Here is a 20,149-nt window from a genome sequence, read left to right as displayed (position 1 = left end):
GTGCGGCTACGGTAGGGTTCAATGCCGGGTCTATCCCAATCACATCGTTTGCTCAATCGGCAAATCCTTCCAATCAACCGCTTTCGGGACTGAAATGCCGCAGCGCAGCATGCGATGAAGCATATTGACCGGCCCGCGACCTTTTGGTTTGTGCTTTGACAACGCACATATTCACCGCCAACGAATCGAATTTGACCCGGAGGGACGCCATGAGCAGCATGAAAGACCGTGAAGAGGGCTTTGAGCGTAAATTCGCATTCGACGAGGAGCTTCGGTTCAAGGCCTCGGCGCGCCGCAACAAGGCGCTCGGCCTGTGGGCCGCCGAAAAGCTCGGAAAGTCCGGCGCCGATGCCGACGCCTATGCCAAGGAAGTGGTTATCTCCGACATCGAGGAGGCCGGCGACCACGACGTGTTCCGCAAGATCCGCGGGGATTTCGACGCGGCCGGCGTCGAGCAGTCGGACCACCAGATCCGCCGCACCATGGACGAACTGATGGCGCAGGCGATCGAGCAGATCAAGAACACCTGATCCGGGCCATGCGCTGATCCCGCGGCCATACGCTGGACCAATCGACCGCCCGGCCTATCCGGGCGGTTTTTCTTTGCCTTTGCCGCCGTTTCCGGCTGAAACTGCGGTCGCTAACAAGGAAAGAGTTCATGTCCCTGAAGTCCCGCCTCGCGGCCGATGAAACGTTGTTCACCGCATGGTCCGGTGTGCCGGATGCCTTGACGGTCGAGATCGTCGCCAAGCAGGGTTTCGATGCCGTCACGCTCGACATGCAGCATGGCGGCCATCACGAAGACAGCGTGCTGCGTGGCCTGGTGCCGGTGCTCGCTACCGGCAAGCCGGCGCTGGTGCGAATTCCCGTTGGCCGTTTCGACATGGCAAGCCGCGCGCTCGATTTCGGCGCCGAGGCGGTCATCGCGCCGATGGTGAACTCGGTTGCCGACGCAAAACTGTTCGCCGCCGCCATGAAATACCCGCCGGTCGGCGAGCGCTCCTGGGGCCCGACCTACGCTTTTCCCCGCCACGGCCAAGGCGACCAGGCCGACTGGCTGCGCGACACCAACCAGCGCACCATGGCCTTCGCCATGGTCGAGACGCGTGCAGCCCTCGATGCGCTCGATGGCATCCTCGACACGCCCGGCATCGACGGCATCTTCCTGGGCCCGTCGGATTTCTCGATCGCCTGGAGCAATGGCGCCACGGTCAATTCGACGCTGGAAAGCATGATGGAGACGGTGGCGTCGGTGGCCGAGCGCACCCGCAAGGCCGGCAAACATGCGGCGATCTACGTTGTCGAGCCGGCAATTGCCGGCCGGGTCGTGTCGATGGGCTATCGCCTGCTGGCCATGGGCTCGGAGCATGCGCTGATTTCACTGGGCGCAAAGACCCTGCTCAAGGGCATCAAGGATTCGATCGGATCCTGAACCCGAACCGGACGCACTGCCGTCACAGCGCCGGGCGGTTAGGCGCTCGACGCCGCAGGCGCCGCGGCGATAGGTCCGCCGCGCCTGAACCTGTTGAACAGGGCGCCGACCATCTGGACCCACCAGTTGTTGAAGGTCATGAGCGGCAACGCCGCGAGGATCGAACCCAGTATGGCGGCGGCGGCGCCGAGTGCGGTGGAACCGCTTGTCAACAAAACCCATGACCCCAATGAGCAGATAACGGGTACATGCACGAGGTAGAGTGGGAAGGACAGCTCGCCCAGAAAACGTGCCACCTTACCCGAGAACCATGATAAAGGCTCATCCACACTCAGCACCGCGTAGACCAACATGACGCTTGCCGGGATGGCCACGCAGGCTTGCCGCAGGCCCACATCGGAAGCCACGTCAAGCACGGCGAACGGGCGATATATGCCCACGGCACTCCCCGCATAACCCAGCAGCGCCAGGGAAACCATCACCATGGCGCCTCTCACCCACCGATTCGGGCGAAAATCCATGGCGAGAAGCGGATAGAGCAAGAGGCTGGCCGGAAAGGCACAAAGAAAGTAACTGACTTGCAGCGCCAGGAACACGACTGCTGCTATGCAGACCCAGAACGATAACGTCCAGCGGCCTTGAAGGAAAAAGACGATCGGGGCGAGGGCGAAGGTCAGCATGCTCCCCCAGAACTCGACCGTCATGGTCCACAGACTGCTGTCATAATAGTTGTCGCCGTAGATGAACGTCCGCCACGCCCCTTGCAGAAACGCGTCGGCGAAACTCGCAGTCTCCGGCGATAGCACCTTTGAAGCATTGCCGAAACTTCTCAGCCAGTCGGATTGGGTGACGGCGGCCGCATCCTTGATGAAATACAGGTCGAGCTTGAAGATGATGCAGGATGCCAGCGTCGTAACGAGTACCGGGCCGGCCAGGCGTGGCAGGCGCTTGATCGCACCCAACCGCAGATCTTGTGCCTTGCTGGTCTGAAAATAACGCTTCACGAGCACGTAGGAAGACAGGACGAAAAACAGGTAGACGGCGGAGCCGCCATTGAACGCGACGAAAGCCAGGCTTGTTTTGAGCGATTGCCCGGCCAAGTCTCCCTCGCCTTCCATCAATGGCGCAAAAGCACCCAAACAATGCCCATTCAGAACTACGAGCGCGGCGACACCTCTTAACAATTCGAGTGAAGCATCCTTGGCCAAGTATGGGCTTTCTTTGAATAATTGCTATTTAGTACGCGCGAATATAATCGTTCGGCGAACAGAGTTCGCCGTTGCTGGAGAGATTATCGCGATCTGCATTAAATTATTGTTCACGCAAGCCGGATGGCCTGCCGAGCAGCTTCGTGTTCAGGCTTTGACCGTATATATTACAGGTCCGTCAGGAACTTGGCGAAGGTCATGGAGCCTTCGGGCCAAGGGCCGAATCCTGAATCCTCGCTGAGATGCCCGGTCTCGCCGGCGTCGATGAACAGCGAGCCCCAGGCCCCGGCAATGTCCTCGGCGACATCGAAGGCGCAGAACGGGTCGTTGCGGCTGGCGATCACGATCGAAGGAAAAGGCAGCGGTTCGCGCGGGTAGGGGCCGAAGGTCATCAGGTGCCTTGGCTTGATCTTTGGATTGGCGACATCGGGCGGCGCCACGAAAAAGGCCCCGGCGACCGGCTTGCGGAATTGCGGAATGGCTTGCACTGCGGTGGCGACGCCAAGTGAGTGCGCGACCAGGACGACCGGCCGCTCGGCCTCGTTGACCGCCTTGGCGACGCTCGCCGTCCAGTCCTCGCGCACCGGCTTCGACCACTCCGCCTGTTCGACGCGGCGCGCCGTCGACAGCTTCGACTGCCAGCGGCTCTGCCAATGGTCGGGGCCGGAATTGGTGTAGCCCGGCACGATGAGAATATCTGCGTCTCTGACCTTCATGGCGCTGAGATAGCGAGCGGCATCGCTTCGTGCAACCGGCAGAAACGCCACGTTTGATCACAATAGTGAACACCATGTTCGCTTCTTCGCGTCTTGTGTGAACGATGCGGATGGACGATCTGTGGTCAGGAAAAGAAACAGCCGTGCGCGGGAACCCTGACTTTGGAACTGACACGACGTACAATGATCGGCGGAGTGGGGTTTCTCGCTTTGGGAGCTTCATCGCAGGCCGGTCGAACGGAGCATTTGATGAGCGAGTTGCCTTTTGCCGCCACCACCCCGGTCAGCGTTGCCCGCGTCGGGCTGAAGGCGCGCGACGCGGAAAGCCTTGCCGCATATTATCGCAGCATCGTCGGTCTGCAGGAACTGAGCCGCGCCGATGGGGCGATCACGCTGGGCGCCGCCAACCGTCCGTTGCTGGTCATCGAGGCCGATCCTTCGGCCAAGCCGGATGATCCTCGCAGCGCAGGCCTGTTCCATACGGCCTTCCTGCTGCCCAGCCGTGCCGATCTCGGCCGCTGGATCAACCACGCCATATCAAACAAGATCGCCATCGAGGGCGCTTCCGACCATCTGGTCAGCGAAGCACTGTACCTGACCGATCCCGAAGGCAATGGCATCGAGATCTATGCCGACCGCCGTCCGCAGGACTGGAAGTGGAATGGCGACAAGGTGGCGATGGCGACCGAGCGGATGAACATTCCGTCCGTCGTTGCCGAAGTGCCTGCGGGTGACGCCGGCTGGCAGGGCGCGCCGGAAAACAGCGTCGTCGGCCATGTCCACCTGCGCGTCGGCAGGCCGGAAGACGCCGAAGCCTGGTGGAACCAGGAATTCGGCTTCGACACGGTGGCCAAATATGGCGGCCAGGCGGTGTTCCTGTCGTCAGGCGGCTATCACCACCACATCGGCGCCAACGCCTGGCAGAGTTCGGGCGCCGGCCGCCGCGATCCCAGCCGGTCGGGTCTGGCCTGGGTGGAGATGCGTTCGGACAATGTGACCAGCCCGGTGACCCGCGAAGATCCATGGGGCACGGTGATCAGGACTGTTCCCGGCAAGGCTTGATTTGAGGGCTGCGCCAAGCTGGAGCACCCCTCAACCGTCGCGGCGTTGCGCGCCGATCCACCTTCTCCCACAGGGGAGAAGGTGAAGCCTGCCGCTCGCGGCCAGCGACGGTATAGCGCTTTGCCTCAGGCTTTGCCAAACACCCGCTTGAAGATCGTGTCGACGTGCTTGGTGTGATAGCCCAGGTCGAATTTCTCGCGGATTTCGGCCTCGGGCAGGGCAGCGGTCACTTCCTTGTCGGCCAGTAATTCTTCAAGAAAATCAGCGCCTTGCTCCCACACCCTCATGGCGTTGCGCTGGACCAGACGGTAGGAGTCTTCGCGAGACAACCCAGCCTGCGTCAGCGCCAGCATGACACGCTGCGAATGCACGAGGCCGCGGAACTTGTTCATGTTCTTCAGCATGTTGTCGGGATAGACGAGCAGCTTGTCGATGACGCCGGTCAGCCGCGACAGTGCGAAATCGAGCGTCACGGTGGCGTCAGGGCCGATCATGCGCTCGACCGAGGAGTGGGAAATGTCGCGCTCGTGCCAGAGCGCCACATTCTCCATCGCCGGCATCGCCATGGAGCGAACCATGCGGGCAAGGCCGGTGAGGTTTTCGGTCAGCACAGGGTTGCGCTTGTGCGGCATGGCCGACGAGCCCTTTTGGCCCGGCGAAAAATACTCTTCCGCTTCGAGCACTTCGGTGCGCTGCAAATGCCTTATCTCGATCGACAGCCGCTCGACCGACGAGGCGATGACGCCGAGCGTGGCGAAGAACATCGCGTGGCGATCACGCGGGATTACTTGTGTCGACACCGGCTCGGGCTTCAGGCCGAGCTTAGCCGCCACATGCTCCTCGACATAGGGGTCGATGTTGGCGAAGGTGCCGACCGCCCCGGAGATCGCACAGGTGGCGATATCCTCACGCGCGTACACCAACCGCTCGCGGCAGCGCGAGAACTCGGCATAGGCCTGCGCCAGCTTGACGCCGAAGGTCGTCGGCTCGGCATGGATGCCGTGGCTGCGGCCAATGGTGACGGTGTTCTTGTGCTCGAAGGCGCGGCGCTTGAGCGCTGCAAGCAGACCATCGATATCGGCGAGCAGGATGTCGCTGGCGCGGGTCAGCTGTACGGCGAAGCAGGTGTCGAGAACGTCGGACGAGGTCATGCCCTGGTGGATGAAGCGGGCGTCCGGCCCGACGAATTCGGCAAGATGGGTCAGGAAGGCGATGACGTCATGCTTGGTGACGCGTTCGATCTCGTCGATCGCCTCGACGTCGAATTTTGCGGCACTGCCCTTTTCCCAGATGGTTTTTGCCGCTTCCCTGGGGATGACGCCGAGTTCGGCCAGCGCATCGCAGGCATAGGCTTCGATCTCGAACCAGATGCGGAACCGGGTTTCTGGCGACCAGATGGCGACCATTTCCGGCCGGGAATAGCGAGGGATCATCGGTCAGTCCTGACATATCGAGAAGTTTGCCCGCGTCCTAACAGAGGCGAGCAAAATGCTCAACGCCGCTGGCGCGCAAACCAGACGCCCGCGGCAAACAGAGCGATGAAACCAACTGGAAAATAGAGCCGGATGCCCAGCACCACGAATTGATAGAGCGCAATCAACGTCGTGAAGACGAACTGGAGGACCCAGGTGCGGGTGAAAGCAGGCGCATGCCACTCGGCGTAGTAGGAGCGGTACTGCAGGGCAAACAGCCCGCCGGTCAGGCCGATCGTCGCCGCTGCTAGGCACACGAAGGCCGCGGCGAAAGCGACTTCCCAGCGTCTTCCCTGCGAGACCAGCCGCGCCGCGAACAGGCCGATCGGGAAGGCCAGCGCAGCTCCCGCCGCAAACAGCATGGTGACAATGCGGATTTTCGCCGGCGTCTCCCAGTCGCCCAAAAACAAGGTGAGGAGCGCGCTGGCGCCCATTGTCACAGCCCACAACAAGGCGCCGACAAGTGCTGTGCGCGGCGTCGGTATCGCGCGGCGAAGGCGGTTCAGCGCACGATCGCGCGCGGCGGGTTGAGCAGGGGGTGTCACAGGCGGCCGGTCACCGCGATCCAGCGAAAGTCCGGGCCTTCAAAGCCGTATTGGCGCACCGCGATCAGCACGGCATAGGCGCTGAGGCTGTCCATGGAAAAGGTCTGCACGGCGCCGATGCGATAGCCGTTCGGGCAACCCCGGCTTTTCGGTATCGCCTTGTCCTCGTGCAGCAGCTTGGTCGTGCCGCCATCCTGCGCCTCGATGCGCAGCAGCCGGAAGCCGTTGATTTCGCCCTGGCTCTCGCAGCCATCGGCGTTGTTCATGCCCAACTCGTCGAGCCGGAACTCGAGCGGTGGGTCGACCGGAGTGAAGATCGGGCGCGGATTGACCGCCATCCGGTGCGGATCCGCCGAAAGCTCGGTCACCGGGTTGAAACCCGCGGTGATGCCGCGGTTGGCGTCCAACTCGGCCTGGCTGACAATGGATTCGCCTTTTTGCCGGGCCTGAAGGCGCACCGCATCCAGTTTGGCATTCTCGTCCTCAAGCCGGACCCGGATCGGCGTGCCCTTCAGAAAGCTGTCGGTGCTGGTGTCGATGTAGTAGCGGTTGGCATAGGGAAAGCCCGATCCATCCTGCACGCCATATTCCTCGAAAGCGAAGACGCTGCCGTCCTTGGTGAAGCCGAGGATCTCAAGTTCAGCGACATCGCCGGCATGAGCCGCGATCGAGGTCGCAAGCTGTGCAAGCAGGCCAACGGCAAACAGAAAGAGCATTCGCATCGGTCTTCACCCCCGTGATCGTTTCAATCCCCTAGCACGACGGAATCAAAACGTCGTGCGGTGCGAAAGCCGATGCATCCAATCGGCCCGTCATTTGTTATTGTCGGCAGTCCCAATGGAGAACCACCATGACCGACACCAGCAAAATTCGTGAGCATATGGAAGTCGTCGGCGCCGATGGCGTGCATGTCGGCACTGTCGACAAGGTCGATGGCCAGCGCATCAAGCTAACCAAGGCCGATAGCGGCGAGGGCGCCCACAAGGGCCATCACCACTACATTCCCCTGAGCCTGATTGCCGAAGTCGACGGCAAGAAGGTCTGGCTGTCGGCGAATTCTGATGTCGCGGTGACGTTCGAGGAAGAAAAGTCCGATCCGGTCTGATTGATCGCTTCACTTCATGCGTGACGACCAGACCGGAAACAGATCGTTTTCGGCAGGTGTCGCGGCATAGACGCCTCGGCTGATGGCGCGCGCCATGGTGGCGCCGGCGGCGGCGTAGAGATCGATTGCTGCATCGGCGGAGAGTTCGATACCGCTCGTGCCGGTCGCCAGCGCGAACACAAGGTCGCCATCGGCCGGCGTGTGCGTCGGCCAGATGGCGCGCACGAATCCATCATGCGCCGACATCGCCAGGCGCTTGGCGGCAGCCTTTGTGAGCACCGCATCGGTGGCAATGACGGCGATGGTGGTGTTGCCGCCGGTCTCCGTCTGCCGGCCAAAATGTTTGTCGCGGTACTTCAAAAGAATCCGGTTCGCCTCGTCAGGCATCGGCGAGGGATAGCCAAGCCCACCGAATTCGTCGCCGATTTCGAACGGTGCCGCCCAGAAATGGCGGGTTCGGCCTGTGGTCACCGAACCGGTCGGATTGACGGCGGCCAGCGCGCCGATGGTGACGCCATTGTCGAGCAGCGTCGAGGCGGAGCCGAGGCCGCCTTTCAGCCCCGAAGTGAGCGCGCCGGTGCCGGCGCCGATGGTGCCGAGTTGGAAATCGGCGGTGGCGGTTTGCGCGGCTTCATAGCCAAGCTCGCGGTAGGGCGGATAACGGCCCCAATCCTTGTCGCCGCCATTGCGCAGGTCGAACAGGATCGCCGACGGCACGATCGGAACGCGAAAACCGCCGACCTCGAGGCCGATGCCGCGTTCACGCAACGCCGCCTGCACGCCGGAAGCTGCGTCGAGGCCGAAAGCCGAGCCGCCCGAAAGCACCACGGCGTGCACCACATCGACGGAATTGTGCGGTTCGAGCAGGTCGGTCTCGCGGGTGCCCGGCGCACCGCCCAGGATCTGAACGCCGGCCACTGTGGACGCATCGCAAAGCACGGTCGTTACCCCGGATTTCAGCCTGGCGTCGGACGCATTGCCGACGCGCAGGCCGGCAACGTCGGTGATCAGGTTGCGTGGGCCGGTGCGAAACATCAGTTGCTTTCCAAGGGCGCAAAGCGCGTGCCATCGAAGCGGAAGACGCGGTAGGGGCTCCGGCTGAGATCGCCTTTCGCATCAAACCGGATCGGCCCGATCGCCGTGGTGAAATCCTGTCCGGTCAGAGCTTCGGTCAGTGGTTTGCCCGAGCTTTCGGACAAGCCCGACGCTGCCTTGGCGATTTCGACCGCCGCAAAGGCCGGCAGCGTATAGCCGTCGGGCACGACTTTCTGCGCGGCAAAGGCCGCCAGCACTTTTGGATCGGCGACATCGGCCCATTCCGGCGGTGCGATCATCAGTGTGCCCAAGGAATAGGGCACGTCGCCGGGCGGCGTGCGCAGATTCTCGCCGCCGGCAAAGACGATGCCCGCCTGAAGCTGTGCGGCATCGCGGCCCATGATGGCGATGTCGTCGCCATCGCCGCCGGCAAAGACATGCGTCGCGCCGGCCTTCTTCAGCCGACCGATCATGCCGATCTGATTGTCGAGCTGGGGCCGGAACGTGTCGACGAACACAGGTTTCAGCGCTGCCTGTTCGGCCGCTGCCCGCAACGTCTCGGCGATTTCACGGCCGTAGATGGTGCCGTCGTCGATAATGGCGAACAATTCGTTTTGCCACAGGCGGGTGAGGGCTGACGCGACCGCATTGCGCTCATCGTCGCCGCGTGGTCCGAGGCGATAGACCGGCCAGCCGGTCTTGGCGCGGCGGTCGGTCAGGCTTTCGGTTCGCACGCCAATGGTGATGACCGGAATGGTGGCGTCCTTCAGGATCGGCATCGCCGCCCCGATCGCCTCGGTGCAGAGAAAGCCGATTACGATATTGACCTTGACGGCTGCGAATTCCCTGGCCGCGGCAGCGCCGCCATCGGCGGTGCAGGCGTCATCCACGGTCTTGAGTTCGATGCCGTTCGCTTCGGCGGCCATACCGGTACCGGCCTCGATCTGCTTGCCGAGAATGGCCGATGGTCCCGACAGGGGCGCCGAGACGCCGACCAGCAGCGTCCGGGCATCCGCACCACTGGCCAGGAACAGCCAGAACAGCGCCGCTATTGTTCTTGTCCTGGGTCGCATTCGAGCGATGGGATCCTCCGGGCCGGTCCTACGCTCCCGGCACTGTTGCCGCCAAGACCTAAAGGCTGCCCGGCCTTGGTGCAACACGCGAATTTCGGGATATGGCTCAGGCACTTCGCTTGTGGCGGGCTATGTCTGGCCATATATGTCGATAGGATCCTGACAATGGAAAAAATACGGTGCTGAAGAAGAACGACATTGGGCCGCAGGCCTATCGCGACGCGATGAGCCACTTTGCCGGCCACGTCCATGTGGTCACCACCGACGGGCCGGCCGGCAAGCGCGGCGCGACGGTGATCGCGGCCTGCTCGGTTTCGGACACCCCGCCGACCATTCTGGTCTGTCTCAATCGCGAAAATCCCAAGAACGAACCGTTCGTGAAAAACGGCAGGTTTGCCTTGAACACCCTGGCTTCCCACCAGGAGCCGCTGTCAGTCGGCTTTTCCGGAATCACCGGCTTGCCGGTCGAGGAGCGCTTCGCGCTCGGCGAATGGGACGTGATCTCCACCGGCGCGCCGACGCTGAAGGGTGCGCTCGCCGTGTTCGACTGCGAATTGATCGATACCAAGGACCTGGCCACCCATCGTGTGCTTTTTGGCAAGGTGACAGGCCTGCGGATGGGCGATAATTTGCGGCCGCTGATCTATCACGCCCGCGGCTACCACGTACTGGAAAGCGGAGCGGCGGCGTTCACGGAGAAAGAATGACCGAGCTGAAACCGCGCGCCGCGCCACGGACGATCGACGAGACGCTCGATCTCCTGACCGGTGCGGACTATGTGGCGGACCGGTCGCTGGCGACCGTACTGTTCCTGTCGTTGCGTATGAAGCGGCCGCTTTTCCTTGAGGGCGAGGCCGGCGTCGGCAAGACCGAGATCGCCAAGGTGTTGGCACAGGCGCTCGGCCGCCGGCTGATCCGCCTGCAATGCTATGAAGGCCTTGACGTCTCGTCCGCCGTCTACGAGTGGAACTACGCCGCGCAGATGATCGAGATCCGCATGGAGGAGGCGGCCGGCAAGGTCGAGCGCTCCGCCATGGAGCGCAACGTCTTCTCCGAAAAATACCTGATCCGCCGCCCGGTGCTCGATGCGCTGACCGGCAAGGCGGGGGCTGCCCCGGTTTTCCTGATCGATGAGCTCGACCGCACCGACGAGGCGTTCGAGGCCTTCCTGCTCGAAATCCTGTCCGACTTCCAGGTGACGGTGCCCGAGCTCGGCACCATCAAGGCGGAAGAGCCGCCGATCGTCATCATCACCACCAACCGCACCCGTGAGATCCACGACGCGCTGAAGCGGCGCTGCCTCTATCACTGGGTCGACTATCCCAATGCCGAGCGCGAGTTGGAGATCGTGCGCCGCAAGGTGCCGCAGGCCAACCAGCGCCTTTCGGCCGAAGTGGTCTCCTTCATCCAGAAGCTGCGCCAGATCGAGCTGTTCAAGGTGCCGGGCGTCGCCGAAACCATCGACTGGGCCGGCGCGCTGACCGAGCTCGACAAGGTGGCGCTCGATCCGGAAACCGTCTCCGATACGATCGGCGTGCTGTTGAAATACCAGGACGACATTGCCCGCATCGAACAGGGCGAAGGCCGGCGCATCCTCAACGAGGTGAAGGCCGAGCTTTCGGCGGCGGAGTAGGCGATGCCGCGCCCCGAGCCAAAAGAGGCCATGCCGCACGGGCGGATCGCCGACAACATCGTCTATTTTGCCCGCACCTTGCGCAAGGCGGGCATGCGGGTCGGGCCGGCCTCGGTCAAGGACGCCATCGAGGCGGTGCTCGCCGCGGGCATCGGTTCGCGCGACGATTTCTACTGGACGCTGCACGCCGTGCTGGTGTCGCGGCATGAGGATCACGCCATTTTCGACGAGGCCTTCCGGCTGTTCTGGAAGTCGCGCGAACTGATCGAAAAGATGCTGGCGATGTTTTCGCCGGTGGCGCCCGACACCAGGGAAAAGCAGAAGCCACGCGCCGCTGAAAACCGAGTCAGCCAGGCGATGTTCGAGGGACACCAGAAGAACCAGCCGCCACAGGAAATTCCCGAGATCGAGGTCGACGCCCGCTTCACCTTTTCCGGCAACGAGGTGCTGCGGGCCAAGGATTTTGCCCAGATGAACGCCGCCGAGATGGCCGACGCCAAGAAGGCGATCGCGCAGTTGCGGTTGCCTTTCGACATGGTGCGGACGCGGCGCTTCAAGGCCGATGCGCATGGCCGCCGCATCGATCCGCGCGCCATGATGCGTTCGGCCGCGCGCACCGGCGGCGAACTGATCCTGCCGAAATTCCGCTCAGCCCGCGAGGTTCATCCGCCGCTGGTCGTGTTGGCCGACATTTCCGGCTCGATGAGCCAGTATACGCGGATTTTCCTGCATTTCCTGCATGCGCTGACGGAAAAAAGGCGTCGCGTGCACACCTTCGTCTTCGGTACCCGGCTGACCAATCTGACGCGGCAGATGCGCCATCGCGACCCGGATGCAGCCCTTGCCGACTGTTCGGCGGCGGTCATGGACTGGTCGGGTGGCACCCGCATCGGCGACACGCTGGCCGAGTTCAACCTGATATGGTCGCGTCGCGTGCTGGGGCAGGGGGCGGTCGTGCTTCTGATCACAGATGGGCTGGAGCGCGACGATGTCGCCGGCCTGTCGGAGGAGATGGAGCGCCTGCACAAATCTTGCCGGCGGCTGATCTGGCTGAACCCGTTGCTGCGCTTCGACGGCTTCCAGGCGCGCGCCCGTGGCGTCAAGGCGATGCTGCCGCATGTCGACGAGTTCCGCTCGGTGCACAATCTCGATGCGCTCGCCGATCTCTGCGCGTCATTGGACAAGAAGTCGGCACAATCCGTCGATCCGCGCCGATGGCTGGAAGCTGGCGCGAGGCGCGCCGCATAACCATATCCTTCCCATCCGGAAAACAGATCCCGAGAAAAACAGACTTCTGGAGAAACGGTCATGGAAAACAGCATTTATCTGGATGAGGCCCGCGACCCGCTGATCATTGCGGAGGGCTGGATGAAGGACGGCAAGGACGTGGCCATCGCGACAGTGGTCGAGACCTGGGGTTCGGCGCCCCGACCTGTAGGCAGCCATCTGGTCATCGACGCACACGGCAATTTCCATGGCTCCGTCTCGGGCGGCTGCGTCGAAGGCGCTGTGGTCAGCGAGGCCATCGACGTCATCGACAGCGGCAAGGCCAGGATGCTGGAGTTCGGTGTTGCCGATGAAACCGCATGGCAAGTGGGCTTGTCCTGTGGCGGCCGCATCAAGGTGTACGTGGAAAGACTGGGCTAGAGCATGATCCCAAAAAGTGGGACCCGGTTTTTGGACAAGATGATGCTCGGACAAGAGATTTCCTGATGGATCCCTACGCCTTAAAAACTTTGAACGCCGAACGACGCGCCCGCCGTGCGGCGATCCTTGTCACCGATCTCGGTGACGGGCGCGACCGGATCGTGCGCGAGGGCGATCACGTCGCCGGCGATCTCGGAACCGCGATCGCCAGGGCGTTTCGCACCGGTAATTCCGGTTCGGTCGAAGCCGAGGGGCGGACTTTCTTTCTCAACGCGCATCTGCCGCAGCCGCGTCTGGTCGTGATTGGCGCTGTCCATATCAGCCAGGCGCTGGCGCCGATGGCGAAGATCGCCGGCTATCCCGTGGAGATCATCGACCCCCGCACCGCTTTCGCCACGCCGGACCGCTTTCCCGATGTGGCGCTTCATGCCGAATGGCCGGAGGATGTGCTGAAGCGTCAGCCGCTCGACAGCTACACCGCACTTGCCGCCGTCACCCATGATCCCAAGGTCGATGATTTCGCCCTGAAGGCAGCACTAGACGCCAACTGCTTCTATGTCGGCGCGCTCGGCAGCAGGAAGACGCATGCCAAGCGTGTCGAACGTTTGCTGGCGCTGGGCGCGAGCGCCGACCAGATCGCCCGTATTCATGCGCCGATCGGGCTCGATATTGGTGCTGCCAGCCCGGGAGAGATTGCTGTTGCGGTGTTGGCCCAGGCGATCCATGCCTTCCGCTCGCGCGGGCTGGACGCAAAAGGTGCGGCGGCGTGAAATTCGGACCGATCCCGATCGAGACGGCGGAAGGCGCGGTGCTGGCACACTCCACCACCGCTGGTGAACGCCGCTTCCGCAAGGCGCATAGGCTGAGCGCCGAAGATGTGGCGCTGCTACGGACTGCCGGTGTTTCCGAGGTCGTTGCGGCTGTTCTGGCTGAAGACGACCTCGGCGAGGATGCGGCCGCGCAAACGATTGCCGGGAGCATGGCCTTTCGCGGCATCGAAGCCAAGCCTGCCGCGACCGGGCGGGTCAACCTCCACGCCAAGGCGCCGGGCATCTTCACGGTCGATGCCGCTGCCATCGACGCCATCAATGCCATCGATCCCGCCATCACCATCGCCACGCTGGCGCAGCATGCGCCGGTCGAGAAAGGCCAGATGGTCGCGACGGTGAAGATCATTCCCTTCGCGGTCGGTTCAGCGCTGGTCGACGCTGCGACAGAAATCTGCGCCGCAGGCGAGATCTTTGCCGTCAATGCCTACCGGCCCGTGCGTGTCGGCGTCATCCAGACGGTTCTGCCGGGCATCAAGCCTTCCGTGCTCGACAAGACGCTGCGCGTCACCGAAGCGCGGCTGGCGCGCACCGGCGGCAGGCTGACGGCCGAGCGCCGCACGGCGCATGAGATCGCGCCGGTGGCGGAGGCCACGGCTTCCCTGGTGCGCGACAATGACATGGTGGTGATCTTCGGCGCCTCGGCGATGAGCGATTTCGCCGATGTCATTCCCGCGGCGATCGAGAGGGCGGGCGGTACCGTCGTCCGCGCCGGTATGCCGGTCGATCCCGGCAATCTGCTGGTGCTCGGTACGCTCGGCGGCAAGCACGTCATCGGCGCGCCCGGCTGCGCCCGCAGTCCCAAGGAGAACGGGTTCGATTGGGTGCTGGACCGATTGATCGCCGGTCTCGACGTGACCGCCAGGGATATTGCCGGCATGGGGGTCGGCGGGCTGCTGATGGAAATCCCCACACGGCCGCAGCCGCGCGAACCGCTGCCGGCCAAATCTCAGCTGAAGGTCGGCATCGTGCTGCTGGCGGCCGGCCGGTCGAGCCGCATGGGCGGGCCGAACAAGCTGTTGGCGCTGTTCGACGGCAAGCCGCTGGTGCGCCGCACCGCCGAGCGGGCGCTTGGCTCGAAGGCGTCCAGAACTGTCGTCGTCACCGGCCACCAGCGCGAGCGGGTGCGCGCTGCGCTGGCGGGCCTCGACGTGACCTTCGCCGACAATCCTGATTTTACCGACGGCTTGTCCACGTCGCTGAAGGCCGGCATTGCCTATCTGCCGGAGGACTCCGCCGGTGTGATGATCGCGCTCGGCGACATGCCCGATATCACGTCCGACGATCTCGACAGCTTGATCGATGCGTTCCGCAAGGGCGGCGGCAATGCGGTGGTCCGCGCTTCGCATGACGGCAAGCGCGGCAATCCGGTGCTGTTGCCGCGTTCGCTGTTTCCGGCGATCGCCCATCTGGAGGGCGACACCGGTGCACGCCATCTGGTCGAGACCGAAGGGCTCGATGTCATCGATGTCGAGATCGGCGCGGCGGCGTCTGTCGATGTCGACACGCGCGAGGCGCTGGAAGGCGCCGGCGGTGTGCTGCAGGATTGACAAACCCAAGCCGAATTACGCATGCGTTGGGTATGTCTTTTCGCCGCCAAATTTTCTGTGCCTTTGCAGTCACGACCGCGTTGCTGTCGTCGGCCGCGCAAAGTCAGACGCTGTCCCTAAAACCCTTCAAGGACGATCTCTTCGCCTATCCGCCCACGCTGTCGTCCGACAGCAACGGTGCCTACACGGTCATCGACTACCGCGAGATGCGCGACATCAACCAGCGTGACCAGGTGCCCGAGCGGCGGGTGAACGCCCAATATACCGACGCCAGCGTGCGCAAGGTGCAGCAGGATCTGTTGCTGAAAACCGACGCCGGCGATATCAGGCATTTCGCCGTCGGCAAGACCGAGGGCGCCGGCATCATCGTGCTTTACCTGCACGGGCAGGGCGGCAGCCGCAAGCAAGGCGTCGACGACTTCACCTTCGGCGGCAATTTCAACCGGCTCAAGAACCTGATGGCCAGCAATGGCGGCCTCTACCTTAGCCCGGATTTTACCGATTTCGGCGACAAGGGAGCAGCGCAGGTGGCAGCGCTGATCGGTCACTATGCCGACCGGTCGCCAGGCGCGAAGATCTTCGTTGCCTGCGGATCGATGGGTGGTGCGCTGTGCTGGAAGCTTGCCGCGCGCAAGGACATGGGCGGCCGCATCAACGGCCTGCTGCTGCTCGGCTCGCTATGGGATGAGAGCTTTTTCACCAGCCCAGCATTCAAGCGCCGTGTGCCGGTCTTTTTCGGCCAGGGCAGTCACGACGTGGTCTTCCCAGTGGCAAATCAGGAGGCATTCTTTCGCTCGATCCTGGCCAAATCGAAGACTTACCCGACCCGTTTCGTTCGTTTCGAGACCGGCACCCATGGCACCCCGATCCGCATGACCGACTGGCGCGGCACGCTCAACTGGATGCTGTCGAAGTCGCCCTGACAGGCTGCCTGCAAGCCCGTGTGACGCTCAAGGCGCAGTGTTGTAGTCGACGACAGTCTCGGGATTTTGCTCGCCGTCATATGATGCATCGACGTCGTACTGGACCAGCGAGAAATTGCCGTTGCGGAACAGATACGTGCCGGCGTCGGAAGCATCGCCGACCCCGCGCCACTTGTTGAACGTGGTGATCGTCTGGGTGGCCTCGTCATAGTCGGAATTGACCGCCCAGCCGGACGTCTGGAAACCGACGATGCTCATGCCCAGCAATTTGCCGTTGCTGTCATTGTTCTCGTAGCGGATGTCCATCTTGGGTTCGGCGAATTGCAATTGCTGCACGGCCGATGTCTCGTCGGTCATATAATAGACCGAGCTTTCATTGTAGGCGGCGGCCGAGCAGGAAAAATGGAACAGCCGCGTCTCCTTGTCGGGGTCGCCGGGCTGCGCATCCTTGTCCTTGTATTTGATTGAAAAGACCGTCGGCTCGTCGGCCAGGAACTGTTTGTCGCACTGGCCGCCATAGGTTGCCAGAAACGCCTTCTTTGCCTGCTCCAGCGCAGTGTCCTTCTTCGGTGGCGGCGGCCCATCGCCGCAGCTTGGCGGCAGCGCCTCCTCGAAATCGGCGGCGGAGGGTTTCAGTGCCCCCTTCTCGATGTGGATCGGATCGAAGGGTGGCTCCGCCTGGATCTGGGCATTCACCTGGCGCAGCGTGTAGCAGCCCGCAAAAACCTTTTCGCCGCCGCTCTTGTCGGTGGCGCGGATGGCGATGGGCACGTTGTAGAAAATGCTGCCGGCCGCCCCTTCGTCGGAAACCGCCCCGGTCAAGACCTCGACCTTGTCGGTGCCGTCATAGCCCTTGACGAAACTGTCGAAATCCTTTGCCGGTTTTGTATCGCCGAAATACCCCCAGGCGCGAGCGAATTCGTGCCGGCTGATGGCGCTGTAGAGCGAACGCACAACAGCATCGGCGCTCGACCGGTCGTCGACATAGGGCGTTTCGCGGGCATCTTCGGCTGCCAAGGTCGTTTGACCGATCGGGGCAAGGGAGAGAAAGGCAGTCGCTGCGAAAAGGGCGCATCTCATCGGGAACCTCCGCTCGATAAGAGGATTCTACGACGGCGATTGCGGCAACGTGGTGACGCGGCGTCGGCGGCCTTGAAAAATCCTGCACGAAGGCGCTACGTCGCGTCCGCCGGCGCTGGGCCGGGCAGGAGATTTGACGTGACGATATCGATGTATGAGGCATCCGTGCCGGTGTTTTCGGCCAGGCTGAAAGCGCTTTCCAATGTGCTTGCGACCGCCGAACAGAATGCGCTGGACCGCAAGATAGACCCGCAGGTTTTTCTGACGGCGCGGCTGGCGCCGGACATGTTCGCCTTGACCAGGCAGGTGCAGATCGCCACCGATCATGCCAAGGGCGCGCCGTCACGGCTCGCCGGCCGCGAAGTGCCGAAATACGAGGACAATGAGGCGAGTTTTGCCGATGTCCAGGCTCGCATCACGAAGACGCTCGACCTTCTCGCGACATTTTCGGCTGCCGAATTCGACGGCTCCGATGACAAGATCATCGAGCTGAAGCTTGGTGGACGCGAAAGCTCGATGCCCGGCCTGCAGTATCTGCTGCATGTGGCCATGCCCAACTTCTATTTCCATCTCACCACGGCTTACGACATCCTTCGCCACAATGGCGTACCGTTGGGCAAGGCGACGTTCCTGGGATCGCGCTAAGGAATTGAATTTTTTGGAGGTGTCCCGGACCGATCCGGGACATCCTGAACACCGGATGCAGCTAGCGAATGGACATTTCGCGGGCGATGCGGGGGAAGTCGGCCGGCTTGATCCCTATGTCGGCGCGGTCGGCATTGCTCATCGAATGAAGCAGCGCGAGCGCCGAGCGGTATCTCAGATGTTCCTGTGGCCGAGGCCGGGCGAACATTTCAGTGAAGAAACCCATGATTCAAGCCCCAAATTGGTCCTCCACGGCTGCCAATATAGGTGAATCGTGACAATTGTGCAGTGCAGCATTTGCATACCTGCCATGTCTTGGCGATTTTTTTCGCCATTTTCCGCAACCGGGTGAAACTTTTGCTGACGCGCATCGTAGCCTCGAATGCTGGCTGCATGGCTGCCACGAGGCGACGGCTAAATTCATTGAGATCGGTGCCATGCATTTTTAACGAGCCGGTTCTATGCTTCGATACCCGAATGGTCGGGCGAGGGGGAGGCTGACATCGCTACTGGCGCCAAGCGGGATTTCGCTTCGTTGCTCGACGACCTCTTCATCGCCCCCGACAAGAATGGCGAGGGCGAAGAGGCCGGCGCTCGTCCATCCATCCCGTTCGACTATCTTTCGGTGGCCGATGAACTCCATTCCGGCCGCATCAAGGTTTCCGCTGCCGAATATCGCGAGGCGGGCGCGGATCTGGCGACCGAATTCGCCGCTTTGCTCGATCATGCCAAGCTGGTTCTCGCCGGCGAAGAGCCAAAGCCCGAGGAAAAACTGCCGCCGATCGATCCCGAAGCCATCGCCGTCGAACTCGGCCTCAATCAGCCCAAGCAGGTCGCCGATTTCGGCCGTATGCGCCGCAGCTTTGCCTTTGCCAACCATCCCGACCGCGTCGCCCCACATTTGCGCCAGCGCGCCATGATCCGCATGCAAGTGGCCAACATGCTGATCGACGAGGCCAAGCGTCGTGCACTGGCCGGTGCTCGCCGCTAACCCGGCTGGTTCACGCAAAAGTCGGCCTGGCGAGGCTTGGAGAGCGGCTCTGCTTTGCCTATAGATGCGGCTCCTCCGCGCAGTCGCGCCAGCCTTCCTCCGGAGCCGAATCCATGCACAAACGCCGTCTCGGTCGGACCGATCTTCTTGTTACCCAGATCTGCCTGGGCTCCATGACCTGGGGCCAGCAGAACACCGAGGCCGAAGGCCACGCCCAGATGGACCTGGCTTTCTCGCGCGGCGTCAATTTCATCGACACCGCCGAGCTCTATCCGATCCCGCCCAAGGCGGAGACGCAGGGGCGGACCGAAAAGATCATCGGCAGCTGGATGAAGGCCAAGGGCAACCGCGACAAGGTGATCTTGGCCTCGAAGGTCGTCGGCCGCACGGCCAACAGCTGGTTTCGCGGCGACAGGCCGTCGCAACTGGTGCGCGCCGATATCTTTGACGCCATCGACAAGTCGCTGACCAAGCTCGGCACCGACTACATCGACCTCTATCAGATCCACTGGCCGGAGCGGGATATCCCCTGGGGCGCCAACCCGACGCGCGTCGGCGCCGTGTCGCCGCGCGCCGATTCCGTCGGCGCACCGGCCGGCGAAACGCCGATCGCCGAGACGCTTGCCGTGTTTGACGAATTGGTGAAGGCAGGAAAGATTCGGCATTTCGGCCTGTCGAACGAGAGTTCCTGGGGCGTGATGCGGTTCCTTGCCGAAGCCGACAAGGGTATCGGCCCGCGCGTCGCGTCGATCCAGAACGCCTACAATCTCGTCAACCGCACCTTCGAGGTGAATCTCGCCGAGGTCTGCGAGCGCGAGCAGGTGTCGCTGCTGCCCTATTCGCCGCTGGCGCAGGGCTATCTCACCGGCAAGTACGACCACGGCGCGCGGCCTCAGGGCTCGCGCACGCAGCTGTTCAATCGCGGCCAGCGCTACGAGACGCCAGGTGCCGCCGAGGCACAACTCGAATACAATGAGCTGGCGCGCTCCTTTGGCCTGGAGCCGGCACTGTTTGCCAACGCCTTTGTCTCGAGCCGGCCGTTCGTGACCTCGAACATCGTCGGCGCGACGACCGTTGCGCAGCTCGATATGGCGCTGTCTTCCGTCGACGTCGTCTGGACCGACGAAATGCAGAAGGCGGTGGATGCGATCCACCAGCGGGTCGGCAATCCCTGTCCTTGAACGGGGATTTCTGGCCGAATATCC

The 20,149-nt window shown here is 62.8% G+C and carries 23 protein-coding genes; 14 read left to right on the top strand and 9 right to left on the bottom strand.

Annotated features, from left to right (window positions below):
- The first annotated feature begins 209 nt into the window (after positions 1 to 209).
- On the top strand, positions 210 to 530 hold the full coding sequence (locus tag EOC83_RS02385; protein WP_013532126.1) for a DUF1476 domain-containing protein: 321 nt from the start codon (positions 210 to 212) through the stop codon (positions 528 to 530).
- A 128-nt stretch (positions 531 to 658) separates the two neighbouring features.
- Positions 659 to 1,432 carry an HpcH/HpaI aldolase/citrate lyase family protein gene (locus EOC83_RS02380; protein WP_013532125.1) on the top strand — a complete coding sequence of 258 codons (774 nt, stop codon included), beginning with the start codon at positions 659 to 661 and terminating at the stop codon, positions 1,430 to 1,432.
- 38 nt (positions 1,433 to 1,470) lie between these two features.
- On the opposite strand, the gene EOC83_RS02375 is transcribed toward EOC83_RS02380, so the two are convergent.
- Together EOC83_RS02375 and EOC83_RS02370 are read right to left on the bottom strand one after the other, a co-directional pair.
- Positions 1,471 to 2,640: an acyltransferase gene (locus EOC83_RS02375; RefSeq protein ID WP_063167822.1), complete on the bottom strand. Its 1,170-nt coding sequence runs from the start codon at positions 2,638 to 2,640 to the stop codon at positions 1,471 to 1,473.
- A 167-nt stretch (positions 2,641 to 2,807) separates the two neighbouring features.
- The gene (locus EOC83_RS02370) at positions 2,808 to 3,356 is read right to left on the bottom strand and encodes an alpha/beta hydrolase (protein WP_063170214.1); all 549 of its coding nucleotides are present in this window, start codon (positions 3,354 to 3,356) and stop codon (positions 2,808 to 2,810) included.
- 249 nt (positions 3,357 to 3,605) lie between these two features.
- Between EOC83_RS02370 and EOC83_RS02365 the strand changes: the two genes are divergently transcribed.
- On the top strand, positions 3,606 to 4,418 hold the full coding sequence (locus tag EOC83_RS02365) for a VOC family protein (RefSeq protein WP_013532122.1): 813 nt from the start codon (positions 3,606 to 3,608) through the stop codon (positions 4,416 to 4,418).
- A gap of 125 nt (positions 4,419 to 4,543) precedes the next feature.
- On the opposite strand, the gene purB is transcribed toward EOC83_RS02365, so the two are convergent.
- From purB to EOC83_RS02350, 3 genes are all read right to left on the bottom strand, one after another.
- Positions 4,544 to 5,851 (bottom strand): adenylosuccinate lyase, encoded by a 1,308-nt coding sequence (gene purB / locus EOC83_RS02360; protein WP_063167823.1) that lies wholly within the window; start codon positions 5,849 to 5,851, stop codon positions 4,544 to 4,546.
- Positions 5,852 to 5,910: 59 nt separating this feature from the next.
- Positions 5,911 to 6,324 carry a hypothetical protein gene (locus EOC83_RS02355; RefSeq protein ID WP_082826442.1) on the bottom strand — a complete coding sequence of 138 codons (414 nt, stop codon included), beginning with the start codon at positions 6,322 to 6,324 and terminating at the stop codon, positions 5,911 to 5,913.
- A 107-nt stretch (positions 6,325 to 6,431) separates the two neighbouring features.
- Positions 6,432 to 7,157, bottom strand: coding sequence for a DUF2259 domain-containing protein (locus EOC83_RS02350; RefSeq protein ID WP_013532119.1), 726 nt, complete (start codon positions 7,155 to 7,157; stop codon positions 6,432 to 6,434).
- 128 nt (positions 7,158 to 7,285) lie between these two features.
- On the opposite strand from EOC83_RS02350, the gene EOC83_RS02345 reads away from it, so the two are divergent.
- Positions 7,286 to 7,540, top strand: a complete 255-nt coding sequence (locus EOC83_RS02345; protein ID WP_013532118.1) for a DUF2171 domain-containing protein — start codon at positions 7,286 to 7,288, stop codon at positions 7,538 to 7,540.
- Between the two features lie 9 nt (positions 7,541 to 7,549).
- Here the strand turns inward: EOC83_RS02345 and EOC83_RS02340 are convergent, their stop codons facing one another.
- A complete protein-coding gene (locus EOC83_RS02340) occupies positions 7,550 to 8,575 on the bottom strand; it encodes a P1 family peptidase (RefSeq protein WP_063167825.1) in 1,026 nt (341 codons plus the stop codon).
- The gene (locus tag EOC83_RS02335) at positions 8,575 to 9,648 is read right to left on the bottom strand and encodes an ABC transporter substrate-binding protein (RefSeq protein WP_127325913.1); all 1,074 of its coding nucleotides are present in this window, start codon (positions 9,646 to 9,648) and stop codon (positions 8,575 to 8,577) included. Before EOC83_RS02335 ends, EOC83_RS02340 begins: the two co-directional genes overlap by 1 nt.
- 179 nt (positions 9,649 to 9,827) lie before the next feature.
- Here EOC83_RS02335 and EOC83_RS02330 point away from each other — a divergent pair, with 179 nt between their 5' ends.
- The 7 genes from EOC83_RS02330 (at position 9,828) to EOC83_RS02300 (ending at position 16,228) form a co-directional block, all read left to right on the top strand.
- Positions 9,828 to 10,355, top strand: a complete 528-nt coding sequence (locus EOC83_RS02330; protein WP_013532115.1) for a flavin reductase — start codon at positions 9,828 to 9,830, stop codon at positions 10,353 to 10,355.
- On the top strand, positions 10,352 to 11,281 hold the full coding sequence (locus tag EOC83_RS02325) for a MoxR family ATPase (RefSeq protein ID WP_013532114.1): 930 nt from the start codon (positions 10,352 to 10,354) through the stop codon (positions 11,279 to 11,281). Before EOC83_RS02330 ends, EOC83_RS02325 begins: the two co-directional genes overlap by 4 nt.
- A gap of 3 nt (positions 11,282 to 11,284) precedes the next feature.
- Positions 11,285 to 12,529, top strand: coding sequence for a VWA domain-containing protein (locus EOC83_RS02320; RefSeq protein WP_024504342.1), 1,245 nt, complete (start codon positions 11,285 to 11,287; stop codon positions 12,527 to 12,529).
- A gap of 60 nt (positions 12,530 to 12,589) precedes the next feature.
- Entirely contained in the window at positions 12,590 to 12,928 is a 339-nt protein-coding gene (locus EOC83_RS02315) for an XdhC family protein (RefSeq protein WP_063167827.1), read from the top strand.
- A gap of 65 nt (positions 12,929 to 12,993) precedes the next feature.
- Entirely contained in the window at positions 12,994 to 13,698 is a 705-nt protein-coding gene (locus tag EOC83_RS02310) for an XdhC family protein (protein ID WP_013532111.1), read from the top strand.
- The gene (locus tag EOC83_RS02305) at positions 13,695 to 15,305 is read left to right on the top strand and encodes a molybdopterin-binding/glycosyltransferase family 2 protein (RefSeq protein WP_063167828.1); all 1,611 of its coding nucleotides are present in this window, start codon (positions 13,695 to 13,697) and stop codon (positions 15,303 to 15,305) included. The genes EOC83_RS02310 and EOC83_RS02305 overlap by 4 nt, the downstream gene beginning before the upstream one ends.
- 32 nt (positions 15,306 to 15,337) lie before the next feature.
- Positions 15,338 to 16,228 carry a phospholipase gene (locus EOC83_RS02300; protein ID WP_063167829.1) on the top strand — a complete coding sequence of 297 codons (891 nt, stop codon included), beginning with the start codon at positions 15,338 to 15,340 and terminating at the stop codon, positions 16,226 to 16,228.
- A gap of 27 nt (positions 16,229 to 16,255) precedes the next feature.
- On the opposite strand, the gene EOC83_RS02295 is transcribed toward EOC83_RS02300, so the two are convergent.
- Positions 16,256 to 17,308 (bottom strand): DUF1176 domain-containing protein, encoded by a 1,053-nt coding sequence (locus EOC83_RS02295; RefSeq protein ID WP_063167830.1) that lies wholly within the window; start codon positions 17,306 to 17,308, stop codon positions 16,256 to 16,258.
- Between the two features lie 138 nt (positions 17,309 to 17,446).
- Between EOC83_RS02295 and EOC83_RS02290 the strand changes: the two genes are divergently transcribed.
- Positions 17,447 to 17,953 (top strand): DUF1993 family protein, encoded by a 507-nt coding sequence (locus EOC83_RS02290; RefSeq protein WP_063167831.1) that lies wholly within the window; start codon positions 17,447 to 17,449, stop codon positions 17,951 to 17,953.
- Positions 17,954 to 18,014: 61 nt separating this feature from the next.
- On the opposite strand, the gene EOC83_RS02285 is transcribed toward EOC83_RS02290, so the two are convergent.
- Complete coding sequence (locus EOC83_RS02285) at positions 18,015 to 18,179, bottom strand: hypothetical protein (protein WP_023810361.1); 165 nt, start codon at positions 18,177 to 18,179, stop codon at positions 18,015 to 18,017.
- 309 nt (positions 18,180 to 18,488) lie between these two features.
- Here EOC83_RS02285 and EOC83_RS02280 point away from each other — a divergent pair, with 309 nt between their 5' ends.
- Positions 18,489 to 18,944, top strand: a complete 456-nt coding sequence (locus EOC83_RS02280) for a hypothetical protein (RefSeq protein ID WP_081714352.1) — start codon at positions 18,489 to 18,491, stop codon at positions 18,942 to 18,944.
- Positions 18,945 to 19,057: 113 nt separating this feature from the next.
- A complete protein-coding gene (locus EOC83_RS02275) occupies positions 19,058 to 20,125 on the top strand; it encodes an aldo/keto reductase (RefSeq protein WP_027162642.1) in 1,068 nt (355 codons plus the stop codon).
- The last annotated feature ends 24 nt before the right edge of the window (positions 20,126 to 20,149 follow it).

This window comes from Mesorhizobium sp. Primo-A (assembly GCF_003997175.1).
GTDB classification, from domain to species: Bacteria; Pseudomonadota; Alphaproteobacteria; order Rhizobiales; family Rhizobiaceae; genus Mesorhizobium; species Mesorhizobium ciceri.
The sequence above is the reverse complement of the archived record's forward strand: the minus strand, read 5'-3'. Positions and strand labels throughout refer to the sequence as shown.